The organism is Leisingera daeponensis DSM 23529 (genome assembly GCF_000473145.1).
GTDB lineage: Bacteria > Pseudomonadota > Alphaproteobacteria > Rhodobacterales > Rhodobacteraceae > Leisingera > Leisingera daeponensis.
Genome location: NZ_KI421500.1, coordinates 3,455,713 through 3,477,442 on the forward strand (window position 1 = coordinate 3,455,713; position 21,730 = coordinate 3,477,442).

Here is a 21,730-nt window from a genome sequence, read left to right on the forward strand (position 1 = left end):
GAAAGGGCAACCTTGGAATGAGGAGATCAGCTTGGCCATCGGTGCCCTGAATGACGCGCAAAACCAGACCGCAACCCATGAAGTGCTTCTGGAATTTCCCGACAACCGCTTGCTGATCGACCTGTGCGGCGAATACGACCGCAACTTGGCTGACATCGAACAGAAACTAGGCGTGCAGATCGTCCGCCGCGGCAACCAGCTCTCTGTGATGGGCGAGGATTCGGCACGCGAACAGGCGGCCGGCGTGCTGACCGCCCTCTATGACCGGCTGGAGACCGGCCGCAGCGTCGAAAGCGGCGACATCGACCGCGAATTGCGCATGGGCCAGGAGGCTGACGAGGCCGAACCAGACGGCCAGCTGCAGATGTTCCGCGGCGGCCGGGTGGAGATCAAGACCCGCAAGAAGCTGGTGGAGCCGCGCACCGAGGCGCAGAAGGCCTATGTGCATTCGCTGTTTGAAAACGAGCTGGCCTTCGGCATCGGCCCGGCCGGCACCGGCAAGACCTATCTGGCCGTGGCGGTGGGGGTCTCCATGTTCATCACCGGCCATGTCGACCGCATCATCCTGTCCCGCCCGGCGGTGGAGGCGGGCGAGAAGCTCGGCTATCTGCCCGGCGACATGAAGGACAAGGTCGATCCCTACATGCAGCCGCTTTACGACGCGCTGAACGACTTTTTGCCGGGCAAGCAGCTCGCCAAGCTGATCGAGGAAAAGCGCATCGAGATTGCGCCGCTCGCCTTCATGCGCGGCCGCACGCTCTCCAACGCCTTTGTGGTGCTGGACGAGGCGCAGAACGCCACCACCATGCAGATGAAGATGTTCCTGACCCGCCTGGGCGAAGGCTCGCGCATGGTGATCACCGGCGACCGCAGCCAGATCGACCTGCCGCGCGGGGTGCAGTCGGGGCTGGCTGATGCCGAACGGCTGCTGAAATCCATCCCCAAGATCAGCTTCAACTACTTCACCGCCCGCGACGTGGTGCGCCACCCCCTTGTGGCGGCCATCATCGAGGCCTATGACGCAGACGCCATGCCGGCCTGATCCCGCATTCCTCTTTCCCGAAATGCCGCGGGGGTGCGGGGGGCGGCCCCCGTTTCCGGAAGATATCCATGACGCTCGACATCACCATCGAAGACGCCCGCTGGCAGCAGGCCGGACTCGAGCCGCTGGCAGAGGAGGCCGTTGCTGCCGTCCTGGCCCATTTCGGGCTGGATGCGGAGATGTGCGAAATTTCGCTGCTGGGCTGCGATGATGCCGAAATCGCCGGGCTGAACGCGGAGTTCCGCGAAAAACCCGTGCCGACCAATGTGCTGAGCTGGCCCGCTGAGGAGCGCGCAGCGGACACGGACGGCGGCACGCCGGTGCCGCCGGAGCCTGATTTTACTGGCGAAATCCCGCTGGGGGACATCGCCATCTCCTATGGCACCTGCGCCCGCGAGGCATCGGAGGCAGGCAGGACGCTGGCCGACCATGCCCGCCATCTGATTGTTCACGGAACGTTGCATCTTCTGGGCTATGATCACATCCGTGACCGCGATGCCGCATTAATGGAAGGGATTGAGGTGCTGATACTTGGCAAAATGGGTATCGCAAACCCATATATAATTGAGGACGCCCCCTAGGCGGGGTTTTTGGATAGGACCGATGGGCGACATAGAAGGAAGTTCTAACGCGGCGCAGGGCGCGCTGCAGAACATGAACGGCACGGCGCCAGAAGCGCCGGCCACTGAGAAAACAGGTTTCTGGGCACGGCTTTTCAGCGTGTTCAGCTCAGAACCGCAGGCCGCAGACGAACCCGGCACCGGCCAGCCGGCCGCCGGCTCCGGGGCGCATGGCATGATCAATCTGCGCAGGCTGCGGGTGGAAGACGTGGCCATCCCCTCCGCCGAGATTGCCGCTGTGCCGGTCACCATCGACAAGGACGACCTGGTCGGCATCTTCCGGCAAAGCGGCTTTACCCGGATCCCCGTGTACGAGGGCACGCTGGACACGCCGCTCGGCTTTGTCCACCTCAAGGATTTCTCGCTCACCCATGGCTTCAATGGCGGCAGCACCGAGTTCGACCTGCAGCGGATGCTGCGGCCCTTGCTGTTTGTGCCGCCGTCGATGCCGATCGGGGTGCTGCTGACCAAGATGCAGGCCGAGCGCCGCCACATGGCGCTGGTGATCGACGAATACGGCGGTGTCGACGGTCTGGTGACCATCGAGGATCTGATCGAACAGGTGGTCGGCGAGATCGAGGATGAGCACGACGCCGACGAGCTGCAAACCTGGTACCAGGAGAAGCCGGGCAGCTACATTGCCCTGGCCCGCACCCCGCTGCCGGAATTCGAGAGCGAGATCGGCCAGTCTTTGACCAGCCATGACGCGGTCGATGAGGAAGAAATCGACACCCTGGGCGGTCTGGTCTTCATGCTGTCGGGCCGGGTGCCCGCCCGCGGCGAGGTCATTGAACACCCCGAAGGGGCCGAGTTTGAGGTGATCGACGCCGACCCGCGCCGCATCAAGCGGCTGCGTGTCCGGCTGCCGGACGCTGCCGCATGATGTCACTCGGGCTGCGCCGGGCGGCCCGCGGGCTCCGGCTGGCGCCAGCCGCGCTGGCGGTTGGCGGCGGCGCGCTGCTGTCGCTGGCGCTTGCCCCCTGGCATCTCCTGTTCGGGCTGCCGGTGGCGCTGGCTGCGGCCGGCTGGCTGATCCTGCAGGCCGCATCGGCCCGCACGGCGGCGCTGGCGGGCTGGCTGTTCGGGCTGGGGTATTTCGCCTTTGGCCTGTCGTGGATCATCGAACCCTTTCAAATCGACCCGGAGCGCCACGCCTGGATGGCGCCGTTTGCGCTGGTGTTCCTGGCTGCGGGCCTTGCCCTGTTCTGGGGTGCGGCCTTTGGCCTGACCGCCCGCTTCAGCCGCGGCGCCTGGCGGGTGCCGGTGCTGGCGGCGGTGTGGACGCTGGCGGAATTTGCCCGCGCTTATCTGCTGACGGGGTTTCCCTGGGCGGGCTTCGGGCAGTTCTGGATTGATACGCCAGCCGCGAACCTGCTGCCTTGGATCGGGCCGCAGGGGCTGGGGCTGCTGACGCTGGCGGCCTTCCTGCCGCTGGCCCTGATCCGGCAGACGCCGCTTGCCGCCGCCGCGCCATTGGTCCTGTCCGCGGCTGCGGCTGCCGCCGTGCCGGCCCCGCAGCGGGCAGAGCCGACCGGCAAGACGGTGCGAATCGTTCAGCCCAACGCGCCGCAGAACCTGAAATGGCACCCGGACCACCGCTGGGAATTCGTCCGCCGCTCGGTTGCGTTTTCGGCAGGGGCGCCGCGCCCCGACCTGATCGTCTGGCCGGAAACCGCGGTGCCGCAGCTGCTGAACTATGCCGGGGACACGCTGCAGGTGATCTCGGATAGCGCGGGCGGCGTGCCGGTCCTGCTGGGCATCCAGCGGGAAGAGGCGGGCGCCTACTACAACTCCGCGGTGCTGCTGGACGCCGATGGCATGGCCGCCGCCACCTATGACAAGGCGCATCTGGTGCCGTTCGGGGAATATGTGCCGTTCGGCGATCTTATGGCGCGCTTCGGCATCTACGGCTTTGCCTCTCAGGCGGGCGCGGGCTATGCCGCCGGGCCCGGCGCGCAGGTGATGGAGCTGCCGGTCGGCAGCGCCCTGCCGCTGATCTGCTATGAGGCTGTTTTCCCTCAGGATGTGAACGCTGCCGAAACCCGGCCGCAGATGCTGGTGCAGATCACTAACGATGCCTGGTTCGGCACCCGGTCCGGCCCCTACCAGCATCTGGTGCAGGCCCGGATGCGGGCGCTGGAACAGGGGCTGCCGATGATCCGCGCCGCCAATACCGGCGTCTCCGCCATGATCGCGCCGGACGGGGCGCTGCTGGACAGCCTGCCGCTGGGCGAGGCCGGATACATCGACGCCGCGCTGCCGGAGGCGCTACCGCCGACGCTTTACAGCCGCACCGGCGACTGGCCGGTGCTGCTGCTGTGTCTTTTGAGCGCAGGTGCCGCAATCTTGCGCCACAGGCCCCTTGCGCTGCGGTCATAGCTGATTAACTCTGTCCGAATATAGATTGACCCGCGCGGTCTTGCCGCGTAATGCGGCCCGATACCTGCCACAACGGCTTCCTGGCGTGGCGGGCTGAACCTCAATGGAGCACTCTTTCATGACCCGTATGAACTACACCTTCACTTCGGAATCGGTTTCCGAAGGCCACCCGGACAAGGTCTGCGACCGCATTTCCGATGCGGTGCTGGACGCTTTTCTGGCGGAAGAGCCCGAAGCACGTGTGGCAGCTGAAACTTTCGCCACCACGAACCGTGTCGTCATCGGGGGCGAAGTCGGCCTGTCCGATCAGGACAAGCTGCACGACTACATGGGCAAGATCGACGAGATCGCCCGCGCCTGTATCAAGGACATCGGCTACGAGCAGGAGAAATTCCACCACGAGACGGTGGAAGTGACCAACCTGCTGCACGAGCAGTCCGCCCATATCGCGCAGGGCGTCGATGCATCCGCCGGCAAGGACGAAGGCGCCGGCGACCAGGGCATCATGTTCGGGTTTGCCACCAACGAAACCAGCGCGCTGATGCCGGCCCCGATCCAGTATTCGCACGCCATCCTGCGCCGTCTGGCCGAGGTGCGCAAAAACGGCACCGAGCCTGCGCTGGGCCCGGACGCGAAATCGCAGCTGTCGGTCATCTATGAAGGCGGCAAGCCGGTCGGCATCAGCTCGCTGGTGCTGTCGACCCAGCACCTGGACGACTCGCTGACCTCAAGCGACATCCGCGCCATCGTCGAACCCTACATCCGCGAAACCCTGCCCGAGGGCTGGCTGACCGATAACACCGTCTGGCACGTGAACCCGACCGGCAAGTTCGTGATCGGCGGCCCGGATGGCGACGCGGGCCTGACCGGCCGCAAGATCATCGTCGACACCTACGGCGGCGCGGCCCCGCACGGCGGCGGCGCGTTCTCCGGCAAGGATCCGACCAAGGTGGACCGCTCGGCCGCCTATGCCGCGCGCTACCTGGCCAAAAACGTGGTGGCCGCGGGGATGGCGGATAAATGCACCATCCAGCTGTCCTATGCGATCGGCGTGTCCAAGCCGCTGTCGATCTATGCCGACACCCACGGCACCGGCGAAGTTGAGCCCGCTGCCATCGAAAAGGCGATCGATCAGGTGATGGACCTGACCCCGCGCGGCATCCGCCAGCACCTGGGGCTGAACAGGCCGATCTACCAGCGCACCGCGGCCTATGGCCACTTCGGCCGCGAGCCGGAGGCCGACGGCGGCTTCAGCTGGGAACGCACCGATCTGGCCGAGGCGCTGAAAAAAGCGGTCTGAGGCCATTGGCACAAATGGGGAGCGGGCCGCAGGGTCCGCTCTTTTCAGGTCCGGGGAGCTTTCGCCCGGACCGGCACATTCAGGCACCGCGCCGGCAGCCTTCCTGACGTGTTCAGGCTGGAACCGGCCGCCCGGCTGCGCCATAGTATCGGGTGGAATTCTTCAGCTTCCGGGGCTGCGATGCTGCGATTGACAACTGCCGTTCTTTGCCTGGCGCTGCCGCTGTCCGCGGCGGCCAAGGAAACGCTGCCGCAGAAATTCAGCCTGCAAGGCCAGACGCTTGTCTATGACACCGAAACGGATGTTGAGGGCGAGCAGGCGGAGATCACCGACGAGGATGCCGAAAAGCTGAAGGAGATCCTGGCCCAGACGCCGGGGATCACCGAACTGCAGCTCAACAGCATCGGTGGCAGCGTCTTTGCGGGCGAGCAGATTGCCGCGCTGGTGCTGGAATACGGGCTGGACACCCTGATCGACGGCGAATGCATCAGCGCCTGCGTTGATGTCTTTCTGGCCGGCAACCGGCGGCGGATGACGCTTGGCTCCCGGATCGGGTTCCACCAGCGCAGCTGGCCCGCGCAGGCGGTGCATGAATACTACCGCAGCGAACGCAAGGCGCAGCGCTGGTCGACCCCGTTTGAGTTCGGCTCGTGGATCTATGAAGACACCCAGCGCGAGATCTACGACCATCTCAGTTATCTGGTGGCGCGCGGCGTCGATCCTGCCTTTGCCATCGAGACGCTGCGCACGGATCCGGACGGGGAGTGGTATCCCAGCCGCCTGCGCCTGATCGCCGCCGGCGTTCTGCGCGAGGTTCTGCCCGGGCTGCAGCGCCAGCCGCGCTGACGCCGGCTTGACCCCAAGGCCTGCTTGCGGCACAGGAGCGCCCAGCCTTTCAAATACCGCCTCGAACAGGAGCCCAGACGCATGTCCGGCGACCAGAAGCCCCGCGACGACCAGTCCAAGGATGCCCAGCCCGCCGCCGCGAATGCGGCAGAGAAACACGCCAGCGGCGCGCCCTGGCGCAATTTTTACGGCCGCTTCAAGGGCAAGACGCTGAAGGACAGCCAGAAGCGCTATCTGGATGAGGATCTGGCCAAGCTCAGCCCCGGCGCCGTCGGCTGGGAGGAGAATCCGGAGCGCAGGCCGCTGGACCTGGAGGCGCTGTTTGGCGGCAGGGATGTGTGGCTGGAAGTCGGTTTTGGCGGCGGCGAGCATCTGGTGCATCAGGCCGTCAGCAATCCGGACGCGGGCATCATCGGCGCGGAACCCTTTATCAACGGGGTGGCGATGCTGCTGGGCAAGATCCGCAACGCAGGCGCGGACAATATCGCCATCCACCCGGGCGATGCCCGCGACCTGATGGATGTGCTGCCCGCGGGTTCGGTCTCGCGCGCCTTCCTGCTGTACCCGGACCCCTGGCCGAAAAAGCGCCACCACCGCCGCCGCTTTGTGACGCAGGAGCATCTGGAGCCGCTGGCCCGCTGCCTGAAGCCGGGCGCGATCTTCCGGGTTGCGACCGATATCCCCGATTACGTGCGCCAGACGCTGGAGGAGGTGCCGAAGGCCGGGTTCGAATGGCTGGCCGAAGGCCCCGAAGACTGGCGCCAGCCCTGGCAGGACTGGATTTCCACACGCTATGAGCAGAAAGCCCTGCGTGAGGGCCGCACGCCGCATTACCTGACCTTCCGCCGCTTGGGGTGAGGCCAATTACGCTGGACCGGCCAGACCCAATCCGTTACCGATAGCGCAAACGAACAGACGAACGACCGACAGACGAAGGAAGCCCCATGTCCGGACACGGCACGCCCATCCCGATGACCTCGCACCGCTCCGGCCCGCTCAAGGGCGTGGCGGAGGTGCCCGGCGACAAGTCGATCTCGCACCGGTCGCTGATCCTGGGCGCGCTGTCGGTGGGGGAAACCAAGATTTCCGGCCTGCTGGAAGGCGAGGACGTGCTGGACACCGCCAAGGCGATGCAAGCTTTTGGCGCCGAGGTGGTGAACCACGGCGGCGGCAACTGGTCGGTGTTCGGCGTTGGCGTCGGCGGCTTTGCGGAGCCGGACAATGTGATCGACTGCGGCAACTCCGGCACCGGCGTGCGGCTGATCATGGGTGTTATGGCGACCTCTCCGATCACCGCGACCTTCACCGGCGATGCCTCGCTGAACAAGCGCCCGATGGCGCGCGTCACCGACCCGCTGGCGCTGTTCGGCACCCAGTCCGTAGGCCGCTCTGGCGGGCGGCTGCCGATGACCATCATCGGCGCCGCTGACCCGGTTCCGGTCCGCTATGAGGTGCCGGTGCCGTCGGCGCAGGTGAAATCCGCAGTGCTGTTTGCGGGCCTCAACGCGCCTGGCAAGACCGTGGTGATCGAGAAGGAAGCCACCCGCGACCATACCGAACGGATGCTGGCCGGTTTCGGCGCCGAGATCACCACCGAGGACACCGATGAGGGCCGCGTCATCACCCTGACCGGCCGCCCGGAGCTGAAGCCGCAGGTGATCGCTGTGCCGCGCGACCCGTCCTCCGCTGCCTTCCCGGTCTGTGCGGCGCTGATCACACCCGGTTCCGACGTGCTGGTGCCGAACATCGGCCTGAACCCGACCCGCGCGGGCCTTTACTACACCCTGCAGGACATGGGCGCCGATCTGACGTTTGAGAACATGCGCGAAGAGGGCGGCGAGCCGGTGGCCGACCTGCGCGCCAAATTCTCGCCCGATATGAAAGGCATCGAAGTGCCGCCGGAGCGCGCCGCCTCGATGATCGACGAATACCCGGTGCTGTCGGTGGTGGCCTCTTTCGCCGAGGGCAAGACCATGATGGCGGGTGTAAAGGAACTGCGCGTCAAGGAAAGCGACCGGATCGACGCGATGGCCAGGGGCCTGCGCGCCAATGGCGTCACTGTCGAGGAAGGCGAGGACTGGTGGGAGGTCACCGGCCTTGGCATTGACGGCGTGCCGGGCGGCGGCACCTGCGAAAGCTTCCTGGACCACCGTATCGCCATGTCTTTCATGGTGATGGGCATGGGCGCGCAGAACGCTGTCTCGGTCGATGACGGCAGCCCGATCGCAACCTCCTTCCCGATCTTTGAAACCCTGATGGGCAACCTCGGGGCCAGGCTGGAGCGCACATGACCAAGAGCTTTACCATAGCGGTCGACGGACCGGCCGCCGCAGGCAAGGGAACCATCTCCAAGGCGGTGGCGGCCCATTACGGCTTCGGCCACCTGGATACCGGGCTGCTGTACCGGGCGGTCGGCGCGAAGATGCTGGAAGGCGTGGCGCCGGTCACGGCGGCCCAGACCCTGACACCGCAGGATCTGGCGCGCGAGGATTTGCGCGGGCCGGAGGTGGCGCAGGCGGCCTCCAAGGTGGCGGTGATTTCCGAAGTGCGGGCAGCGCTGGTGGACTTCCAGCGCGCCTTTGCCCGCCGGGCGGGCGGTGCGGTGCTGGACGGGCGCGATATCGGCACGGTGATCTGCCCTTATGCGCAGGTGAAGCTGTTTGTCACCGCCAGCGCCGAGGTGCGCGCGCGGCGGCGGTTCCTGGAACTGGCCGCGGCCGGCAAGGTGACCACCCTGGCCGAAGTTCTGGCCGACGTGAAGGCACGCGACGACCGCGACATGAACCGCGCCGAGGCGCCGCTGAAACCGGCCGATGATGCCGTGCTGATCGACACCAGCGACCTGAGCATCGAGGAAGCGCTGGCCCGGGCTTTGGCCGTGATCGAAAGCCGGATGCAGCCCGCGGACTGACGCGGATACGCCCGCAACTGAGACATCAGCTGCGGGCAAAGGGGCAGGTGGGAAAGCCTGCCCGGCGGGACACGGCCTGCGCGGGATCAGAGCGCGCCGACCGCCACGTGCTTGATTTCGCCCCACTGGCTGTCCGCGGTTTTGGCGGTGCCGGCCACGTCCTCCAGGAAGGCGGCGCGGGTGGCGGCGTTCAGGAACAGGAACAGCTTGCCGTCATGCACCAGATACTGGTCCGGGTCGCCGTCGAACTTCTTGCCGACTGACACCCCGTAAGAGCAGAAGCCGCCATGCTGCGGCAGGTATTTCGCCGGGTTGGCCTCGAACGCGGTCTTGTTCTCCTCCGAGACAAAATAATACGAAGCGCCGTCGACGGTGGCGGAGTAGGTGGCCGTGCCCTCCACCGGGTTGCGGCTGTCCAGCAGCGCCACCAGGTCGACACCATGCGCGCCCAGCGGCGCGCCGCCGGCGGAGATGCCGTTGGAGACGTTGACCTCGTCCGCGGCAAAGGCGGGCGCGGCCAGCACGGCTGAGATGGAAATCAGGGCGGTTGTCAGAAGCGTTTTCATGTTGGTCCTCATCGGATCTATCTGCGGTTTCAAGATGTCCCGGGCGGCTGTGCGGCCCGGTGATCCGAAACTAAGTCCGCAGCGCTGTACGTTTAATCTCCACCCGTTCCGGTGATCTTGCAGATCGTCCTGAAATCCCTGGCTGCTCACCTGCCGGCGCCTCACCCAACTGTGCATAGAGCCGCGGGCGGCAGCACATTAGCCTGAAAGGCAGCGTCAATAAGGGGAGGTGCCGTCATGGCCTGGCTGTGGAGAATTGTGATTGCTTGCATAGTGGCTGTGCCCGCGCTGGCGCAGGACACGGGTGCAGAGCCGGAGCCGCCGATGACCTATGAACGGCTGGGCCGCATCCTCTTTGCCCTGGACGGCACGGCGCAGCCGGTGGGGCCGGGCTTTCAGCTGACCATCGCCGGGGTGCCGGTGCTGGTGGTCACCGATCCGGCTGCGGACCGGATGCGGGCGATGGTGCCGCTGCGCCCGTCCGAGGGGCTGACGGCGGAAGAGCTGATGCGGATGATGCAGGCCAATTTCGACACCGCGCTGGATGCGCGCTATGCGGTGGCGCGCGGCCAGCTGTGGGCGGTGTTCATCCACCCGCTGTCAGCGCTGCAAAAGGATCAGCTGATCTCGGGCCTGGGGCAGACGGTGAATATCGCCCGCACCTATGGCACGCTCTACACCGGGGGAGCCTTGCAATTCGGAGGCGGCGACAGCCCCGGGATCCAGCGGCAGCTGATCGAGGAGCTGCTGGAAAAAGGCGAGGAAATCTAGCGGTCATGACCATGCGCCGAAGGCCGTTGGAGAAGCCCCGGGCCTGAGTACGAAATTCAGCCCGATTTCCCGGAGGCATGATCAATTTCGTCACCCCCGGGCCGGAATAATATGCGTCAAGCCGGATGCGGCGGCCTAAAGTCGCCTCAAACAGCTTGGAGAGCGCCTATGACCAGCTTTCAGGACCGCCTGACAGCGCTGCGCCGGGACTTTCACCGGCATCCGGAGCTTGGCTTCCGGGAGGACCGCACCAAGGCCAGGGTGGCGGCGCATCTGCGTGCCCTGGGGCTGGAGGTGCATGAGGGCGCGGGCGTGGTCGGGCTGCTGCGGGCCGGAACCGGCAACCGCGCCATCGGGCTGCGCGCCGATATGGATGCGCTGCCGATCAGCGAAACCTCTGCCCATGACTACGTTTCCGAAACGCCGGGCATCATGCACGCCTGCGGCCATGACGGCCACATGACGATGCTCTTGGGGGCCGCCGAGCGGCTGGCGCGGGAGCAGGGGTTTGACGGCACCGTGGTGTTCCTGTTCCAGCCGAACGAGGAACACGGCCTGGGCGCGCAGGCGATGATTGCCGAGGGCGTGCTGGAACGGTTCCCGATCGAGGAGGTCTATGCCATCCATAATCTGCCGGGCGCGCCGGTGGGGCAGGTCTCGACCCGGACGGGGCAGATCTGCAGCAGCGAGAGCCTGTTTGAAATCGCAATCAAGGGTCAGGGCGGTCATGCCTCAATGCCGCAGGCGGGTGTGGATGCGATCACCGTCGGCGCCGAAATGGTGCTGGCGCTGCAAACCATCGTGTCGCGCAAGCTGGCGCCGGGGGCGGGCGCGGTTGTTTCTGTGACCGAGTTTCTGACCGACGGCCAGCGCAACGTGCTGCCGGGCCATGCGGTGCTGAAGGGCGACGTGCGCGCCCGGGTGCCGGAGGACCGCGCCGCGGTGGAACGCTTCATGCGCCAGATCGCCGCCGGTGTGGCCGCCACCCACGGGGTGAAAGCGGAGGTGAGCTATCACACTGAATTCGTGGAAACCATCAACGCCGCAGGCCCGGCGGAGGCCGCCTGCCGCGCGGGCGAGGCCGCGGGCTGCGCCGTGATCCGCAACCGCCCGCCGATGAGCTTCTCCGAGGATTTCGCCCATTTCGCCAACGCCGTGCCCGGCTGCTTTCTGCTCTTGGGCAATGGCGAGGAGGGGCCGCACGGCCAGCCGCTGCATGCGGCGGATTATGATTTCAACGACGCTCTGCTGCCCATCGGCGCGGAGCTCTGGGTGCAGCTGGTACGGGACCGGCTGCCAGCGGGAAAGGACTGACGATGCTTGAACAATTTGCTGTTGCCCTGCGCCACACGGCAGGCAGCCCGAAAGCCGGCGAAGCTGCCTATAGCGTGCTGTCGGAGAAGGACTTTGCCAACGCGCAAGCCGAAATCACCGCCTGGGAGGGCTACCAAGCCACGCCGCTGGTGTCCCTGTCCGGGCTGGCGTCCGGGATCGGTGTGGACCGGATCGACTACAAGCACGAAGGCCCGCGGTTCGGCCTGGGCAGCTTCAAGGCGCTGGGCGGGTCTTACGCGGCGCTGCGGGTGCTCCAGCGGGAGCTGAGCAAGCGGCTGGGCCAGGACGTCAGCCTGGAGGAGATCCGCGAGGGCGCCCACAAGGACGCCTGCGCCGGGATCACCCTGGTCTCTGCCACCGACGGCAACCATGGCCGCTCGCTGGCCTGGGGCTGCCAGCGGTTCGGCGCGCCCTGCCGGATCTATATCCATGCCGAGGTCAGCGAGGGCCGCGCCGCGGCCATGCGCGAGCTGGGCGCCGAGGTGATCCGGATCGACGGCGACTATGATGCCTCTGTGCTGCTGGCCAAGAAGGAGGCGGAGGAAAACGGCTGGTTCGTGGTCTCCGACACCTCTTGGGACGGCTACACCGAGCCGCCGCGCGACGTGATGGCCGGCTATAGCGTGATGACCCGCGAGGCCTGCGAGGCGCTGGAGCAGCCCCCGACCCATGTGTTCCTGCAGGGCGGCGTCGGCGGGCTGGCGGCCTCGGTCGCGGCAGCGTTGCGGCAGTTTTACGGTGCAGAGTCTCCGCGCGTGGTGATTGTTGAGCCGGAACTGGCAGCCTGCCTGTTCGACAGCGCCAAGGCGGGCAAGGCGACCAATTTCGCCATCCAGGAAGAAACCATCATGGCGGGCCTTTCCTGCGGTGAGCCATCGGAAATGGCCTGGGAGATCCTGGCCGAGGAAGCCACCGATTTCGTGACCATCCCCGACAGTATCGTGGCCCCCGCAGTGCGGCTGCTGGCCAATGGCGAAACCGGCGATCCGGTGGTGGAGGCCGGCGAAAGCGCGGTGGCGGGGCTGGCGGCTCTTATCGCCGCGTGCAAGGCGCCTGAGATGAAGAAAGCCCTGGGTCTGGACGAAAGCGCGCGCGTGCTGCTGATCGGCTCTGAGGGGGTTACGGACCCGGCGATCTATGCCGCGATCATGGAAGGCCGCGACCATGTCTGAGACGCCCGCCCGCGGCTTCCGGGAGGCGGAGTTCGCCTTCCGGACTGAGAAGGCCCAAGCGCTGATGGCGGCGCAGGGTCTGGACGGGCTCTTGCTGCTGACGGAGCCGGAGGTGCGCTATTTCAGCGGGTTCCACACCCTGTTCTGGCAAAGCCCGACCCGGCCCTGGTTCCTGTTTGTGCCGCCCGCGGGCAAGCCGGTTGCCATCATCCCGGAGATAGGCGCCGACCTGATGCGCCGCACCTGGATCCAGGACATCCGCACCTGGAGCGCGCCCGCGCCCGGGGACGACGGGCTCAGCCTGCTGACGGAGCTGCTGTCGCCGATTGCGTCGCGCGGCGGTTCCATCGGTCTGATGAAAGGGCATGAGACCTCTCTGCGGATGCCGCTGGGCGATTATGAGCGGCTGATGGCGGGCTTGCCGGGACTGAAGGTGGCGGATGCCACGCCGCTGGTGCGCAGCCTGCGGATGGTGAAATCCGCCGCCGAGATCGAAAAGCTGCGCCATATCTGCGCCATCGGCTCGCGCACCTTTGCGCAGGTGCCGCAGATTGCCTGTGAAGGCCAGCCGTTTGAGGATCTGTTCCGCGCCTTCCGGCGCGAGGCGCTGGCGCAGGGCGCAGACGATGTGCCCTATCTGGTCGGCGGCGCCGGTCAGGGCGGCTACAGCGACGTGATCTCGCCGCCGACCGGCCGGCCCTTGCAGGCGGGCGACATCGTGATGCTGGACACCGGCGCCACCTGGGACGGCTATTTCTGCGACTTCGACCGCAACTTTGCCATTGGCCGGGCCGATGACCTGTCGCGCCAAGCTTATGACGTGCTGTGGCGGGCGACCGAGGCCGGGATTGCCGCAGCCAAACCCGGTGCCACCTGCCGCGAGCTGTTCCAGGCAATGCAGTCCGTGATCGCCGCGATGGACGATCAGGGCGGCGACGTGGGGCGGCTGGGGCACGGGCTGGGGATGCAGCTGACGGAGTGGCCCTCGCACGCCGCGTTTGACGAAACGGTGATTGAGGAGAACATGGTGCTGACGCTGGAGCCCTCGCTGAGCTATGGCGATGGCCGTATCATGGTGCATGAGGAAAACATCGTGGTGCGGGCGGAGGGTGCTGAGCTGCTGACAACCCGCGCTGCCCCCGAACTGCCGGTGATCTGAAGGAGGCCTTGGCCCATGAAACTGCCCTATGACACGGACGCAGGCATCGGCACCCGCGCCACGCTGGGGGTGATCGTGCTGGAAACCGATGAAACGCTGGAGCCGGAGTTCGCCCGGATGATGGCGCAGGACGGCGTGGCGCTCTATCACAGCCGCATTCCGATGGTGCCCGAAGTCCGCCCGGAAACGCTGGCGCGGATGCAGGCGGACCTGCCGGCCTCTGCCCGGCTGTTCCCCTCCACGCCGGATTTCGATGTGATCGGCTATGGCTGCACCTCGGCCTCCACGGTGATCGGCTCGGCCAGGGTGGCAGCAGCGGTACAGACCGTGCTGCCCCGGGCCAAGGTCACCGACCCGCTGGCGGCGATCATTGCCGCGGGCCGGGCGCTGGGCGCGGCGCGGCTGGGGTTTGTCACCCCGTACCTGCCCGAAGTCTCGGCGCAGATGCGGCAGAAGCTGGAGGAGGCGGGGTTTGCCATCGCGGGCTTCGGCTCGTTCGAGGAAATGGACGACCGGGTGGTGGCGCGGATTACCGAGGCGGCGATTGCCGCAGCGGCGCAGCAGGTGGCCAGTGCTGCGGACTGCGACGCGATCGTGATCTCCTGCACCAACCTGCGCTGCCTGCGGGTGATCCCGCAGATCGAGGCGGCGACCGGGGTGCCGGTGGTCTCCAGCAATCAGGCGCTGGCCTGGCACATGCTGCGGCTGGCCGGGATCACCGAGCCTCAGCCGCAGTTCGGCAGGCTGTTCGCCCGGGGGCTGGCGGACGGATAGGTAGAATTTTACGGGAATTGCCAGCTGACAATCCGCGGCAGGCGGTCCCGCCGGGCAGCGCAGTCCGCGCTTGAATTCCGCGCCCGGATCATCACAGTTTGACAGCCGAACCCTGACCTGTGCCGCGCAAGGACTCCCGGATGCCTGCCACCCCTCCCCAGAACCGCCCCGCGACCCGCAACGTCCTGTTCATCATCATCGACCAGCTGAGGGCGGATTGCGTGTTCGGGGCCATGGCCAAGCATGTGGAGCTGCCCAGCCTCCGCGCCTTCATGCAGGAGGCGGTGTCTTTCCAGCGGCATTACTCGGTGACCAACCCCTGCGGGCCGTCGCGGGCGTCGATCCTGACCGGGCAGTATGCGATGAACCACCGCTCGGTGCGCAATGGCACGCCGCTGCGCCATGACACGCCGAACATCGCCACCGAGATGCGCAAGGCGGGCTATTTGCCGATGCTGTTCGGCTATACCGACACCGCGCAGGACCCGCGCGCCTTTGATGCCAACGACCCGGCCCTGCGCACCTATGAGTTTCCGATGAACGGCTTCCACGAGATGACCGAGATGCGGCTGGAGATGTCTTATCCCTGGCAGTCGCATCTGATGAACCGGGGCTATGAATTCGAAAACTACTGGGATGTCTACAAGCCGGTTTCGCCCGATGGCCGCGCGCCGCGGCTGAACGATCCGGCACTTTACGCGGCACAGGACAGTGATACCGCGTTTCTCACCGACTCCTTCCTGGGCAAGATGGCGGCCTATCACAAGGAGAGCTGGTTTGCGCATCTGACCTACATCCGCCCGCACCCGCCGCTGGTGGCCCCGGCCCCTTATAACACCATGTACGACCCCGCCGCGCTGCCGCTGCCGCAGCGGCTGGACACGTCGGAGCAGGAAGGCGCGCTGCATCCGTTCTTTGATCCGGCGCTGCGCAGCAGCACGGCGGCGGGTTTTGTCGAAGGCTTCCCGGATCTGGAGCCGACGGATGACACCATCCGCACCCTGCGCGCGGTTTACCTGGGCCTTGCCACCGAGGTGGACCACCATGTCGGGCGCGTGATCCAATTCCTCAAGGACACGGGACAGTATGACAGCACCATGGTGGTGATCACCGCCGACCACGGCGAGATGCTGGGCGACCGGCACGCCTGGGGCAAGATGACCGTCTACGACGCGGCCTATCACACGCCGCTGATCATCCGGATGCCGGGCAACGAGGAGAATGCCGGTGCCTGCCTCACTCAGATCACCGAGTCCGTCGACGTGACGCCGACCATTCTGGACTGGGTGGGTCAGGAGATCCCGAATGCCATGGACGGGCGGTCGCTGCTGCCGCTGCTGCGCGGGGAGGTGCCGCAGGACTGGCGGCAGTATTCCTTCTCGGAGCTGGATTTCTCCGAACCGTTGAAACCGACGCTGTGGCAGAAGGCGCTTGGCACTTCGCCAAGCGACAGCAGCCTGGGGATCCTGCGGGACGGGCGCTTTACCCTGGTGGAGTTTGCCGCCGACCTGCCGCCGATGCTGTTTGATGCGGAAGGCCAGGGGGAGCTGGAGAATGTGGCCGGGCGCCCGGAGCATGCCGCGGAGCTGAGCCGGCTGACACGGCTGATGCTGCGGCACCGGATGAAGAACATGGACCACACGCTGTCGCTGGTGTCGATCACGGCGGACGGGGCGCGGGCCATATCGCGGTTTCAGACGCCGCGGGATTGAGCGCAGGCCCGGCCGCCGGCGCGGCGCAAGGCCCGGTCCTGTCCGGAACCCGGGCCTTGCGCGGTTCAACGGGTCAGATGAACCAGTCTTCGGTCAGCTGACTGCTGGAGCTGACCCCTTTCAGCCAGGCGATTTGCAGCGGATCGTTGCCGCCCTCGCCATCCGCGTCGTACTGCAGCCAGACCTCCTTGGTGCTGCTCAGGGACAGGCTGCCGCTGGACAGGGCGTCTTCCAGGTTTGTGTCCAGCTCCAGAAGCAGGCCGCCGATGTCGAGGGCATCGCCGTCGCCGAGCCTGAAGTCGCGCAGGATGTCGCCTGCATCTTCGGCAGAGGCGAAGACAAACACGTCCGCGTCTGCGCCGCCTTTCAGGGTATCGGCCCCGGCGCCGCCTTCCAGCCGGTCGCTGCCGGCGCTGCCGTCAAGCATGTCATCGCCGCTGCCGCCGCGGATGGTGTCATTGCCGGCACCGCCATTGATCTTGTCCGCGCCGTCGCCGCCATCGGCGGTGTCATCACCATTGCCGGCGCTGATCTTGTCGTCTCCGTCGCCGCCATCCAGGCTGTCGCCGCCGTCGCCGCCGGTGACTTTGTCGGCGTCCGCGCCGGCCAGGATCGTATCGTTGCCGGCGCCGCCATTGACATTATCAGCGCCTGCGCCGGTTTCGATCAGATCGTCGCCATTGCCGCCCTGCACCTTATCGCTGCCGCTGCCGCTGGTGATCACGTCATTGCCGTCGCCGCCGTCCAGCTTGTTGTCGCCGCCGCCAGCCGAGAGGGTGTCCTCGCCAAGGCCGCCCTTGATCTTGTCCTTGCCGCTGCCGCTGGTGATCACGTCGTCGCCATCGTCGCCGGAAATCTGGTTGTCGCCATCGCCTGCCGCAATCGTGTCGTTTCCGAGGCCGCCCTTGATCTTGTCCCTGCCGCTGCCGCTGGTGATCGAGTCGTCGCCATCGTCGCCGGAAACCTGGTTGTCGCCATCGCCTGACGCAATCGTGTCGTTTCCGAGGCCGCCCTTGATCTTATCCTTGCCGCTGCCGCTGGTGATCGAGTCGTGGCCTTCGCCGCCATCGGCCTTGTTGTCGCCATCGCCGGCCGCAATTGTGTCGTCTCCGTCACCGCCGCTGAGCTGGTCCTTGCCGCTGCCGCCGCTGATCGAGTCATCGCCGAGGCCGCCATCGGCCTTGTTGTAGCCGTCGCCGGCGGCAATGGTGTCATTGCCGTCGCCGCCCTTGAACTGGTCTCTGCCGCTGCCGCCGCTGATCAGGTCATCGCCCAGGCCGCCATCGGCCTTGTTGTAGCCATCGCCCGCTGAAAGGGTGTCATTGCCGTCACCGCCGTACAGCAGGTCCCTGCCGCTGCCGGTGACAATGACGTCATTGCCCAGGCCGCCTTCCACCCGGTTGTTGCCGCCGCCGCCGTTGAGGCTGTCGTTTCCGGCGCCGCCGTCGATTCTGTCGCTGCTGTCGCCTGCCAGAACGGTGTCGTCGCCATCCTCCCCGTAGAGCTGATTCCGGCCGCCGCCGCCGTTGAGGCTGTCGTTTCCGGCGCCGCCGTAGATCTTGTCGCTTCCGTCTCCCGCCAGAACGGTGTCGTCGCCATCCTCTCCATAGAGCTGGTTCCGGCCGCCGCCGCCGTCGAGGCTGTCGTTTCCGGCGCCGCCGTCGATCTTGTCGGCTCCGTCGCCCGCCAGAACGGTGTCGTCACCGTCCTCCCCGTACAGCTCGTTCCTGCCGTCACCGCCGTCCAGGCTGTCGCTGCCCAGGCCGCCATACAGTTTGTCGCTGCCGTTGCCGCCGGTCAGGGTGTCGTCGCCGTCCAGGCCGAACAGATGGTCGTTGCCGTCACGGCCTTCGATCAGGTTGGCGGCGCTGTTGCCGTAGCCCTTGTCAGACGCGCTGCCCAGGATCAGGTTTTCGATCTCCGAGCCTTCGCTGACCGTCAGCGTCTTGGAACCGATGGTGCCGGACACGCCGCTTTGCAGGGTGATCGAGGACGTATAGGTCACGGCGCTCAGATCCAGGGTGTCGGTGCCGCCATTGGTGTCGGTGACGGTGCCCAGCACGCTGGTCCAGTTCGGCACAAAGCTGTTGGTGAAGGTATAGATGTTGTCGATGACCTCCGGCGTGGGATCCGGGTCCGGGGTCGGTTCCGGGTCCGGTGTGGGCTCCGGGTCCGGTGTGGGCTCCGGATCGGGGGTCGGGGCGGAGGAGATGTTGATGATTTCTGCCAGATCGGCATTTGCATCGACACCGGCCAGGAACACCAGCAGCGTGCTGCTGCCGTTGTGGGAAACCTTCAGCCAGGAGCCGCCGCTGCCGGCCTGGAGCGAGACGACGCCGTCGGCCGCCGCGTCGGTGCCGGTATAGCCGATATCCTGCAGCAGGGCGCTAACATCGACGCGGTCTCCGGCGGCGAGGCTGAAGTCGGCGATGGAGTCGCCGGACTCGCCCAGCTTCCGGTAGACGAAACGGTCGGCGCCCGCGCCGCCGGTCAGGTAGTCGGCGCCGGTTCCGCCGATCAGCGTGTCGTTGCCGCCGCCTGCCGAGATCTGATCGTTGCCGGCGCCGCTGTCCAGAACATTGTCCGCGGCGTTGCCGGTGATGCTGTCTATGCCGCTGCCGGTGATAGCGTTTTCGATCACGGTTCCGCTGGCGATGGAGAAGTTGCCGGTCTTGCCATTGAGGCTGGAGAAGGTGCCCGCATTCAGGTTCAAGGTCTGATTGTAGCTGCGGGAGCCAAGGTTGATCACGTCGGTGCCGCCGCTGTCGACAATCGCCACCGCCCAGCCGTCGTTCAGATCCATGCCGAAACGGCCGGTGGTCTGGCCGTCGCCATAGGTGGTGTCGCCGGTTTCCACGTTCACAGGCGTGCCGTACAGATGGTGGACCGCAGCGATATCGGCCAGCTGCGCCGTCGCCAGATAGGCAAAGGAGGCATCGACCGCTGTGTTTTCGGACTGGCTGAAGTAGGACATGATCGACATTTGCCAGCTGTCATTGGCAAAATGGGCGTCCGAGCCGTAGCTGGCGCTGCCGTTGTAGTTGCCGGTGTGGCCCAGGCCCAGGGCGTGGCCGATCTCGTGGATGAAGGTTTGCAGGTAGTAGTTGCCGTATGCGGACCAGCCGTCGTCCACATTGATATGCGAGCTGAGGATGGTGCCGTTGCTGACGGTGGAGCTGGCGTAGGCGCCGGAGTTGTTGTCGTCAAAGGTGATCTTTGCGCTGCCGGTGGTTTCGGCAAACTCGATCCCGGTCAGCGCGGTCCAGCTTTCCAGCGCCTTGCGGGCGGTCTCCTTGCCGGTTGCATTCAGCCCGCTGAGGTTGACCGTCAGCTGCCCGCCGGTTTGCACATCAAAGGAGCGCTGGGTGCGGCCGGTATCCTCCCAGAAGCCCTTGTACAGATACTGGGCGATCTGGTCGACTGTGTACGTCGGCTTGCCGCCGGCATCTCCGGTGCTGGTGCCAGAGCCGTTGCTGCCGGTGGCTTCGGGAATCCTGTGATTGGCTTGACCGCAATATTCACACATGACCGTGCTCCAAACTAGCTCTTTGGTTTAAATGGGGAATTCGGTTTGCCCAACCAGGTGGCCGGCAAAGTCCGCAATGCTGTCCGCAGTCAGTTGGCCGTCCATGACCGACTGTTCGATGGCCGGGCCTTGGCCGGACCGGCCATCGCGGTGCTGCCACTCCAAGAATCCTGAAATCCAGTCCGCGGCCTGGGATTGCCCGACATAGCGCAGGGTCAGATCGGCGGGGCCGGTCTGACCGTCCGCAGCGGACACCGCCGCCCCGGGAAACCTTTGGCTCAACGCGTCGGCCAAGGCGTCGCACAGGGGCTGCTGCAAAGCTTTGGCGCAGTGCAGCTCAATGCTCTGCACCGGGCTGGCAAGCGCGGCGGAGCCGGTGACCAGCAGCCAGATGGCGGCAGAACAGCCGGAAAGGGTCCCAGGTGAGATCATGGAATTGCTCGCTCAGACGGTTGAAGGATCAGGTTCAGTCCCGCGCCGTTCTGGCTGCCCTGTCGGGTCTAGCGGCGGATTCGGGCGAAATGGGGGCCGGGATCCGGGCAATCTTTAGACGGCGTTAACCGGCGTTAACCCTATGCTAAGCGGACCTGTCCCAAGCGCGCTTCGCCCGGGGGCGGAATCTGTTTTTGCAAATCATTCTCAATTTCATTGACAGTTGCGAATGATTTGCAATAACGATGCTGCAAAGACATCTTCAAAACGGAGAATCGAATGCTTTCGAACCTGCTCAAGACGGTTTCCGCCGCCGCGATTGCGGCCGCTGCCGCCAGCGTTGCCATGGCCGAGGAAAAGATGAAGGTGGTCACAACTTTCACCGTGCTGGCCGACATGGCGGCCAATGTGGCAGGCGATGCCGCAGAAGTCGTCTCGGTCACCAAGCCGGGGGCAGAGATTCATGGCTATGAACCGACCCCGCGCGATATCGTGCGGGCGTCCGATGCCGACCTGATCCTGTGGAACGGCATGAACCTGGAGCTGTGGTTTGAACAGTTCCTGTCGAACCTGAAGGACGTGCCCTCCGTGACCCTGACCGATGGCATCGACCCGATCCCGATCGCGGCCGGCTCTTACGAGGGAAAGCCCAACCCGCACGCCTGGATGGGTCTGGATAACGCGCTGATCTATATCGACAACATCGTCGAAGCCTTTGCCGAGCACGACCCGGAAAACGCCGCGGTCTATGTCAAGAACGCGGGCGAATACAAGGACAGGCTGCGTGCCACCATCGAGCCGCTGCGCCGCACCATCGCGGAGATCCCCGAGGACAAGCGCTGGCTGGTGACCTGCGAAGGCGCCTTCAGCTATCTGGCGCGCGATTTCGGTATGAAGGAGCTGTACCTGTGGCCGATGAACGCCGATCAGGTCGGCACCCCGCAGCAGGTGCGTTCGGTGATTGATGGCGTGCGCGCCAACGACATCCCGGTGGTGTTCTGCGAAAGCACCGTGAACACCGCCCCGGCAGAGCAGGTGGCGCGGGAAACCGGCGTGGCCTATGGCGGGGAGCTCTATGTCGACTCCCTCAGCGAGGCGGATGGCCCGGTGCCGACCTATCTGGACCTGCTGAAGGTCACCTCTCAGACCGTGGCCCGCGGTTTGACGGAAGTGACCAATTAAGAC

Annotated in this window: 19 protein-coding genes and 1 riboswitch; of the genes, 16 read left to right on the plus strand and 3 right to left on the minus strand. The window is 65.9% G+C overall.

What is annotated here, in order from left to right; all coding sequences use genetic code 11:
* Positions 1-31 precede the first annotated feature (31 nt).
* From DAEP_RS0117370 to DAEP_RS0117410, 9 genes are all read left to right on the plus strand, one after another.
* Complete coding sequence (locus DAEP_RS0117370; protein WP_008555755.1) at positions 32-1,042, plus strand: PhoH family protein; 1,011 nt, start codon at positions 32-34, stop codon at positions 1,040-1,042.
* A gap of 68 nt (positions 1,043-1,110) precedes the next feature.
* Positions 1,111-1,623, plus strand: coding sequence for an rRNA maturation RNase YbeY (gene ybeY / locus DAEP_RS0117375; protein WP_027245560.1), 513 nt, complete (start codon positions 1,111-1,113; stop codon positions 1,621-1,623).
* Positions 1,624-1,645: 22 nt separating this feature from the next.
* Complete coding sequence (locus DAEP_RS0117380) at positions 1,646-2,545, plus strand: hemolysin family protein (protein ID WP_008556035.1); 900 nt, start codon at positions 1,646-1,648, stop codon at positions 2,543-2,545.
* Complete coding sequence (gene lnt, locus DAEP_RS0117385) at positions 2,542-4,041, plus strand: apolipoprotein N-acyltransferase (RefSeq protein WP_027245561.1); 1,500 nt, start codon at positions 2,542-2,544, stop codon at positions 4,039-4,041. Before DAEP_RS0117380 ends, lnt begins: the two co-directional genes overlap by 4 nt.
* Before the next feature lie 61 nt (positions 4,042-4,102).
* Positions 4,103-4,152, plus strand: a riboswitch (SAM-SAH riboswitch).
* Between the two features lie 7 nt (positions 4,153-4,159).
* Entirely contained in the window at positions 4,160-5,341 is a 1,182-nt protein-coding gene (gene metK, locus DAEP_RS0117390) for a methionine adenosyltransferase (RefSeq protein ID WP_027245562.1), read from the plus strand.
* Between the two features lie 180 nt (positions 5,342-5,521).
* Complete coding sequence (locus tag DAEP_RS0117395) at positions 5,522-6,187, plus strand: COG3904 family protein (RefSeq protein WP_008554273.1); 666 nt, start codon at positions 5,522-5,524, stop codon at positions 6,185-6,187.
* An 81-nt stretch (positions 6,188-6,268) separates the two neighbouring features.
* Positions 6,269-7,045 (plus strand): tRNA (guanine(46)-N(7))-methyltransferase TrmB, encoded by a 777-nt coding sequence (gene trmB / locus DAEP_RS0117400; RefSeq protein ID WP_027245563.1) that lies wholly within the window; start codon positions 6,269-6,271, stop codon positions 7,043-7,045.
* Between the two features lie 86 nt (positions 7,046-7,131).
* Positions 7,132-8,478: a 3-phosphoshikimate 1-carboxyvinyltransferase gene (gene aroA, locus DAEP_RS0117405; protein WP_027245564.1), complete on the plus strand. Its 1,347-nt coding sequence runs from the start codon at positions 7,132-7,134 to the stop codon at positions 8,476-8,478.
* Complete coding sequence (locus tag DAEP_RS0117410) at positions 8,475-9,098, plus strand: (d)CMP kinase (protein WP_027245565.1); 624 nt, start codon at positions 8,475-8,477, stop codon at positions 9,096-9,098. Before aroA ends, DAEP_RS0117410 begins: the two co-directional genes overlap by 4 nt.
* A gap of 86 nt (positions 9,099-9,184) precedes the next feature.
* On the opposite strand, the gene DAEP_RS0117415 is transcribed toward DAEP_RS0117410, so the two are convergent.
* Positions 9,185-9,664 (minus strand): YHS domain-containing (seleno)protein, encoded by a 480-nt coding sequence (locus DAEP_RS0117415; RefSeq protein WP_027245566.1) that lies wholly within the window; start codon positions 9,662-9,664, stop codon positions 9,185-9,187.
* 237 nt (positions 9,665-9,901) lie between these two features.
* On the opposite strand from DAEP_RS0117415, the gene DAEP_RS0117420 reads away from it, so the two are divergent.
* The 6 genes from DAEP_RS0117420 to DAEP_RS0117445 all read left to right on the plus strand — a co-directional run bounded on the left by DAEP_RS0117420 (position 9,902) and on the right by DAEP_RS0117445 (position 16,587).
* Positions 9,902-10,435 (plus strand): polysaccharide deacetylase family protein, encoded by a 534-nt coding sequence (locus DAEP_RS0117420; protein WP_027245567.1) that lies wholly within the window; start codon positions 9,902-9,904, stop codon positions 10,433-10,435.
* Positions 10,436-10,603: 168 nt separating this feature from the next.
* A complete protein-coding gene (locus tag DAEP_RS0117425; protein ID WP_027245568.1) occupies positions 10,604-11,749 on the plus strand; it encodes an amidohydrolase in 1,146 nt (381 codons plus the stop codon).
* 2 nt (positions 11,750-11,751) lie between these two features.
* A complete protein-coding gene (locus DAEP_RS0117430) occupies positions 11,752-12,942 on the plus strand; it encodes a diaminopropionate ammonia-lyase (RefSeq protein WP_027245569.1) in 1,191 nt (396 codons plus the stop codon).
* Complete coding sequence (locus DAEP_RS0117435; RefSeq protein WP_027245570.1) at positions 12,935-14,101, plus strand: M24 family metallopeptidase; 1,167 nt, start codon at positions 12,935-12,937, stop codon at positions 14,099-14,101. Before DAEP_RS0117430 ends, DAEP_RS0117435 begins: the two co-directional genes overlap by 8 nt.
* A gap of 15 nt (positions 14,102-14,116) precedes the next feature.
* Positions 14,117-14,875 carry a maleate cis-trans isomerase family protein gene (locus DAEP_RS0117440; protein ID WP_027245571.1) on the plus strand — a complete coding sequence of 253 codons (759 nt, stop codon included), beginning with the start codon at positions 14,117-14,119 and terminating at the stop codon, positions 14,873-14,875.
* Positions 14,876-15,015: 140 nt separating this feature from the next.
* Positions 15,016-16,587: an alkaline phosphatase family protein gene (locus DAEP_RS0117445; RefSeq protein ID WP_027245572.1), complete on the plus strand. Its 1,572-nt coding sequence runs from the start codon at positions 15,016-15,018 to the stop codon at positions 16,585-16,587.
* 73 nt (positions 16,588-16,660) lie between these two features.
* On the opposite strand, the gene DAEP_RS0117450 is transcribed toward DAEP_RS0117445, so the two are convergent.
* Complete coding sequence (locus DAEP_RS0117450; RefSeq protein WP_027245573.1) at positions 16,661-20,113, minus strand: M10 family metallopeptidase; 3,453 nt, start codon at positions 20,111-20,113, stop codon at positions 16,661-16,663.
* Between the two features lie 27 nt (positions 20,114-20,140).
* On the minus strand, positions 20,141-20,545 hold the full coding sequence (locus tag DAEP_RS0117455; protein ID WP_027245574.1) for a hypothetical protein: 405 nt from the start codon (positions 20,543-20,545) through the stop codon (positions 20,141-20,143).
* A gap of 279 nt (positions 20,546-20,824) precedes the next feature.
* Here DAEP_RS0117455 and DAEP_RS0117460 point away from each other — a divergent pair, with 279 nt between their 5' ends.
* Positions 20,825-21,727: a metal ABC transporter substrate-binding protein gene (locus DAEP_RS0117460; RefSeq protein WP_027245575.1), complete on the plus strand. Its 903-nt coding sequence runs from the start codon at positions 20,825-20,827 to the stop codon at positions 21,725-21,727.
* Positions 21,728-21,730: the final 3 nt, after the last annotated feature.

What these genes read in the sequence shown, in the direction of transcription:
- ybeY (WP_027245560.1), top strand. Translation starts at nt 1,111, where the DNA reads ATGACGCTCGACATCACCATCGAAGACGCCCGCTGGCAGCAGGCCGGA.
- DAEP_RS0117380 (WP_008556035.1), top strand. Translation starts at nt 1,646, where the DNA reads ATGGGCGACATAGAAGGAAGTTCTAACGCGGCGCAGGGCGCGCTGCAG.
- lnt (WP_027245561.1), top strand. Translation starts at nt 2,542, where the DNA reads ATGATGTCACTCGGGCTGCGCCGGGCGGCCCGCGGGCTCCGGCTGGCG.
- metK (WP_027245562.1), top strand. Translation starts at nt 4,160, where the DNA reads ATGACCCGTATGAACTACACCTTCACTTCGGAATCGGTTTCCGAAGGC.
- DAEP_RS0117395 (WP_008554273.1), top strand. Translation starts at nt 5,522, where the DNA reads ATGCTGCGATTGACAACTGCCGTTCTTTGCCTGGCGCTGCCGCTGTCC.
- trmB (WP_027245563.1), top strand. Translation starts at nt 6,269, where the DNA reads ATGTCCGGCGACCAGAAGCCCCGCGACGACCAGTCCAAGGATGCCCAG.
- aroA (WP_027245564.1), top strand. Translation starts at nt 7,132, where the DNA reads ATGTCCGGACACGGCACGCCCATCCCGATGACCTCGCACCGCTCCGGC.
- DAEP_RS0117410 (WP_027245565.1), top strand. Translation starts at nt 8,475, where the DNA reads ATGACCAAGAGCTTTACCATAGCGGTCGACGGACCGGCCGCCGCAGGC.
- DAEP_RS0117415 (WP_027245566.1), bottom strand. Translation starts at nt 9,664, where the DNA reads ATGAAAACGCTTCTGACAACCGCCCTGATTTCCATCTCAGCCGTGCTG.
- DAEP_RS0117420 (WP_027245567.1), top strand. Translation starts at nt 9,902, where the DNA reads ATGGCCTGGCTGTGGAGAATTGTGATTGCTTGCATAGTGGCTGTGCCC.
- DAEP_RS0117425 (WP_027245568.1), top strand. Translation starts at nt 10,604, where the DNA reads ATGACCAGCTTTCAGGACCGCCTGACAGCGCTGCGCCGGGACTTTCAC.
- DAEP_RS0117430 (WP_027245569.1), top strand. Translation starts at nt 11,752, where the DNA reads ATGCTTGAACAATTTGCTGTTGCCCTGCGCCACACGGCAGGCAGCCCG.
- DAEP_RS0117435 (WP_027245570.1), top strand. Translation starts at nt 12,935, where the DNA reads ATGTCTGAGACGCCCGCCCGCGGCTTCCGGGAGGCGGAGTTCGCCTTC.
- DAEP_RS0117440 (WP_027245571.1), top strand. Translation starts at nt 14,117, where the DNA reads ATGAAACTGCCCTATGACACGGACGCAGGCATCGGCACCCGCGCCACG.
- DAEP_RS0117445 (WP_027245572.1), top strand. Translation starts at nt 15,016, where the DNA reads ATGCCTGCCACCCCTCCCCAGAACCGCCCCGCGACCCGCAACGTCCTG.
- DAEP_RS0117450 (WP_027245573.1), bottom strand. Translation starts at nt 20,113, where the DNA reads ATGTGTGAATATTGCGGTCAAGCCAATCACAGGATTCCCGAAGCCACC.
- DAEP_RS0117455 (WP_027245574.1), bottom strand. Translation starts at nt 20,545, where the DNA reads ATGATCTCACCTGGGACCCTTTCCGGCTGTTCTGCCGCCATCTGGCTG.
- DAEP_RS0117460 (WP_027245575.1), top strand. Translation starts at nt 20,825, where the DNA reads ATGCTTTCGAACCTGCTCAAGACGGTTTCCGCCGCCGCGATTGCGGCC.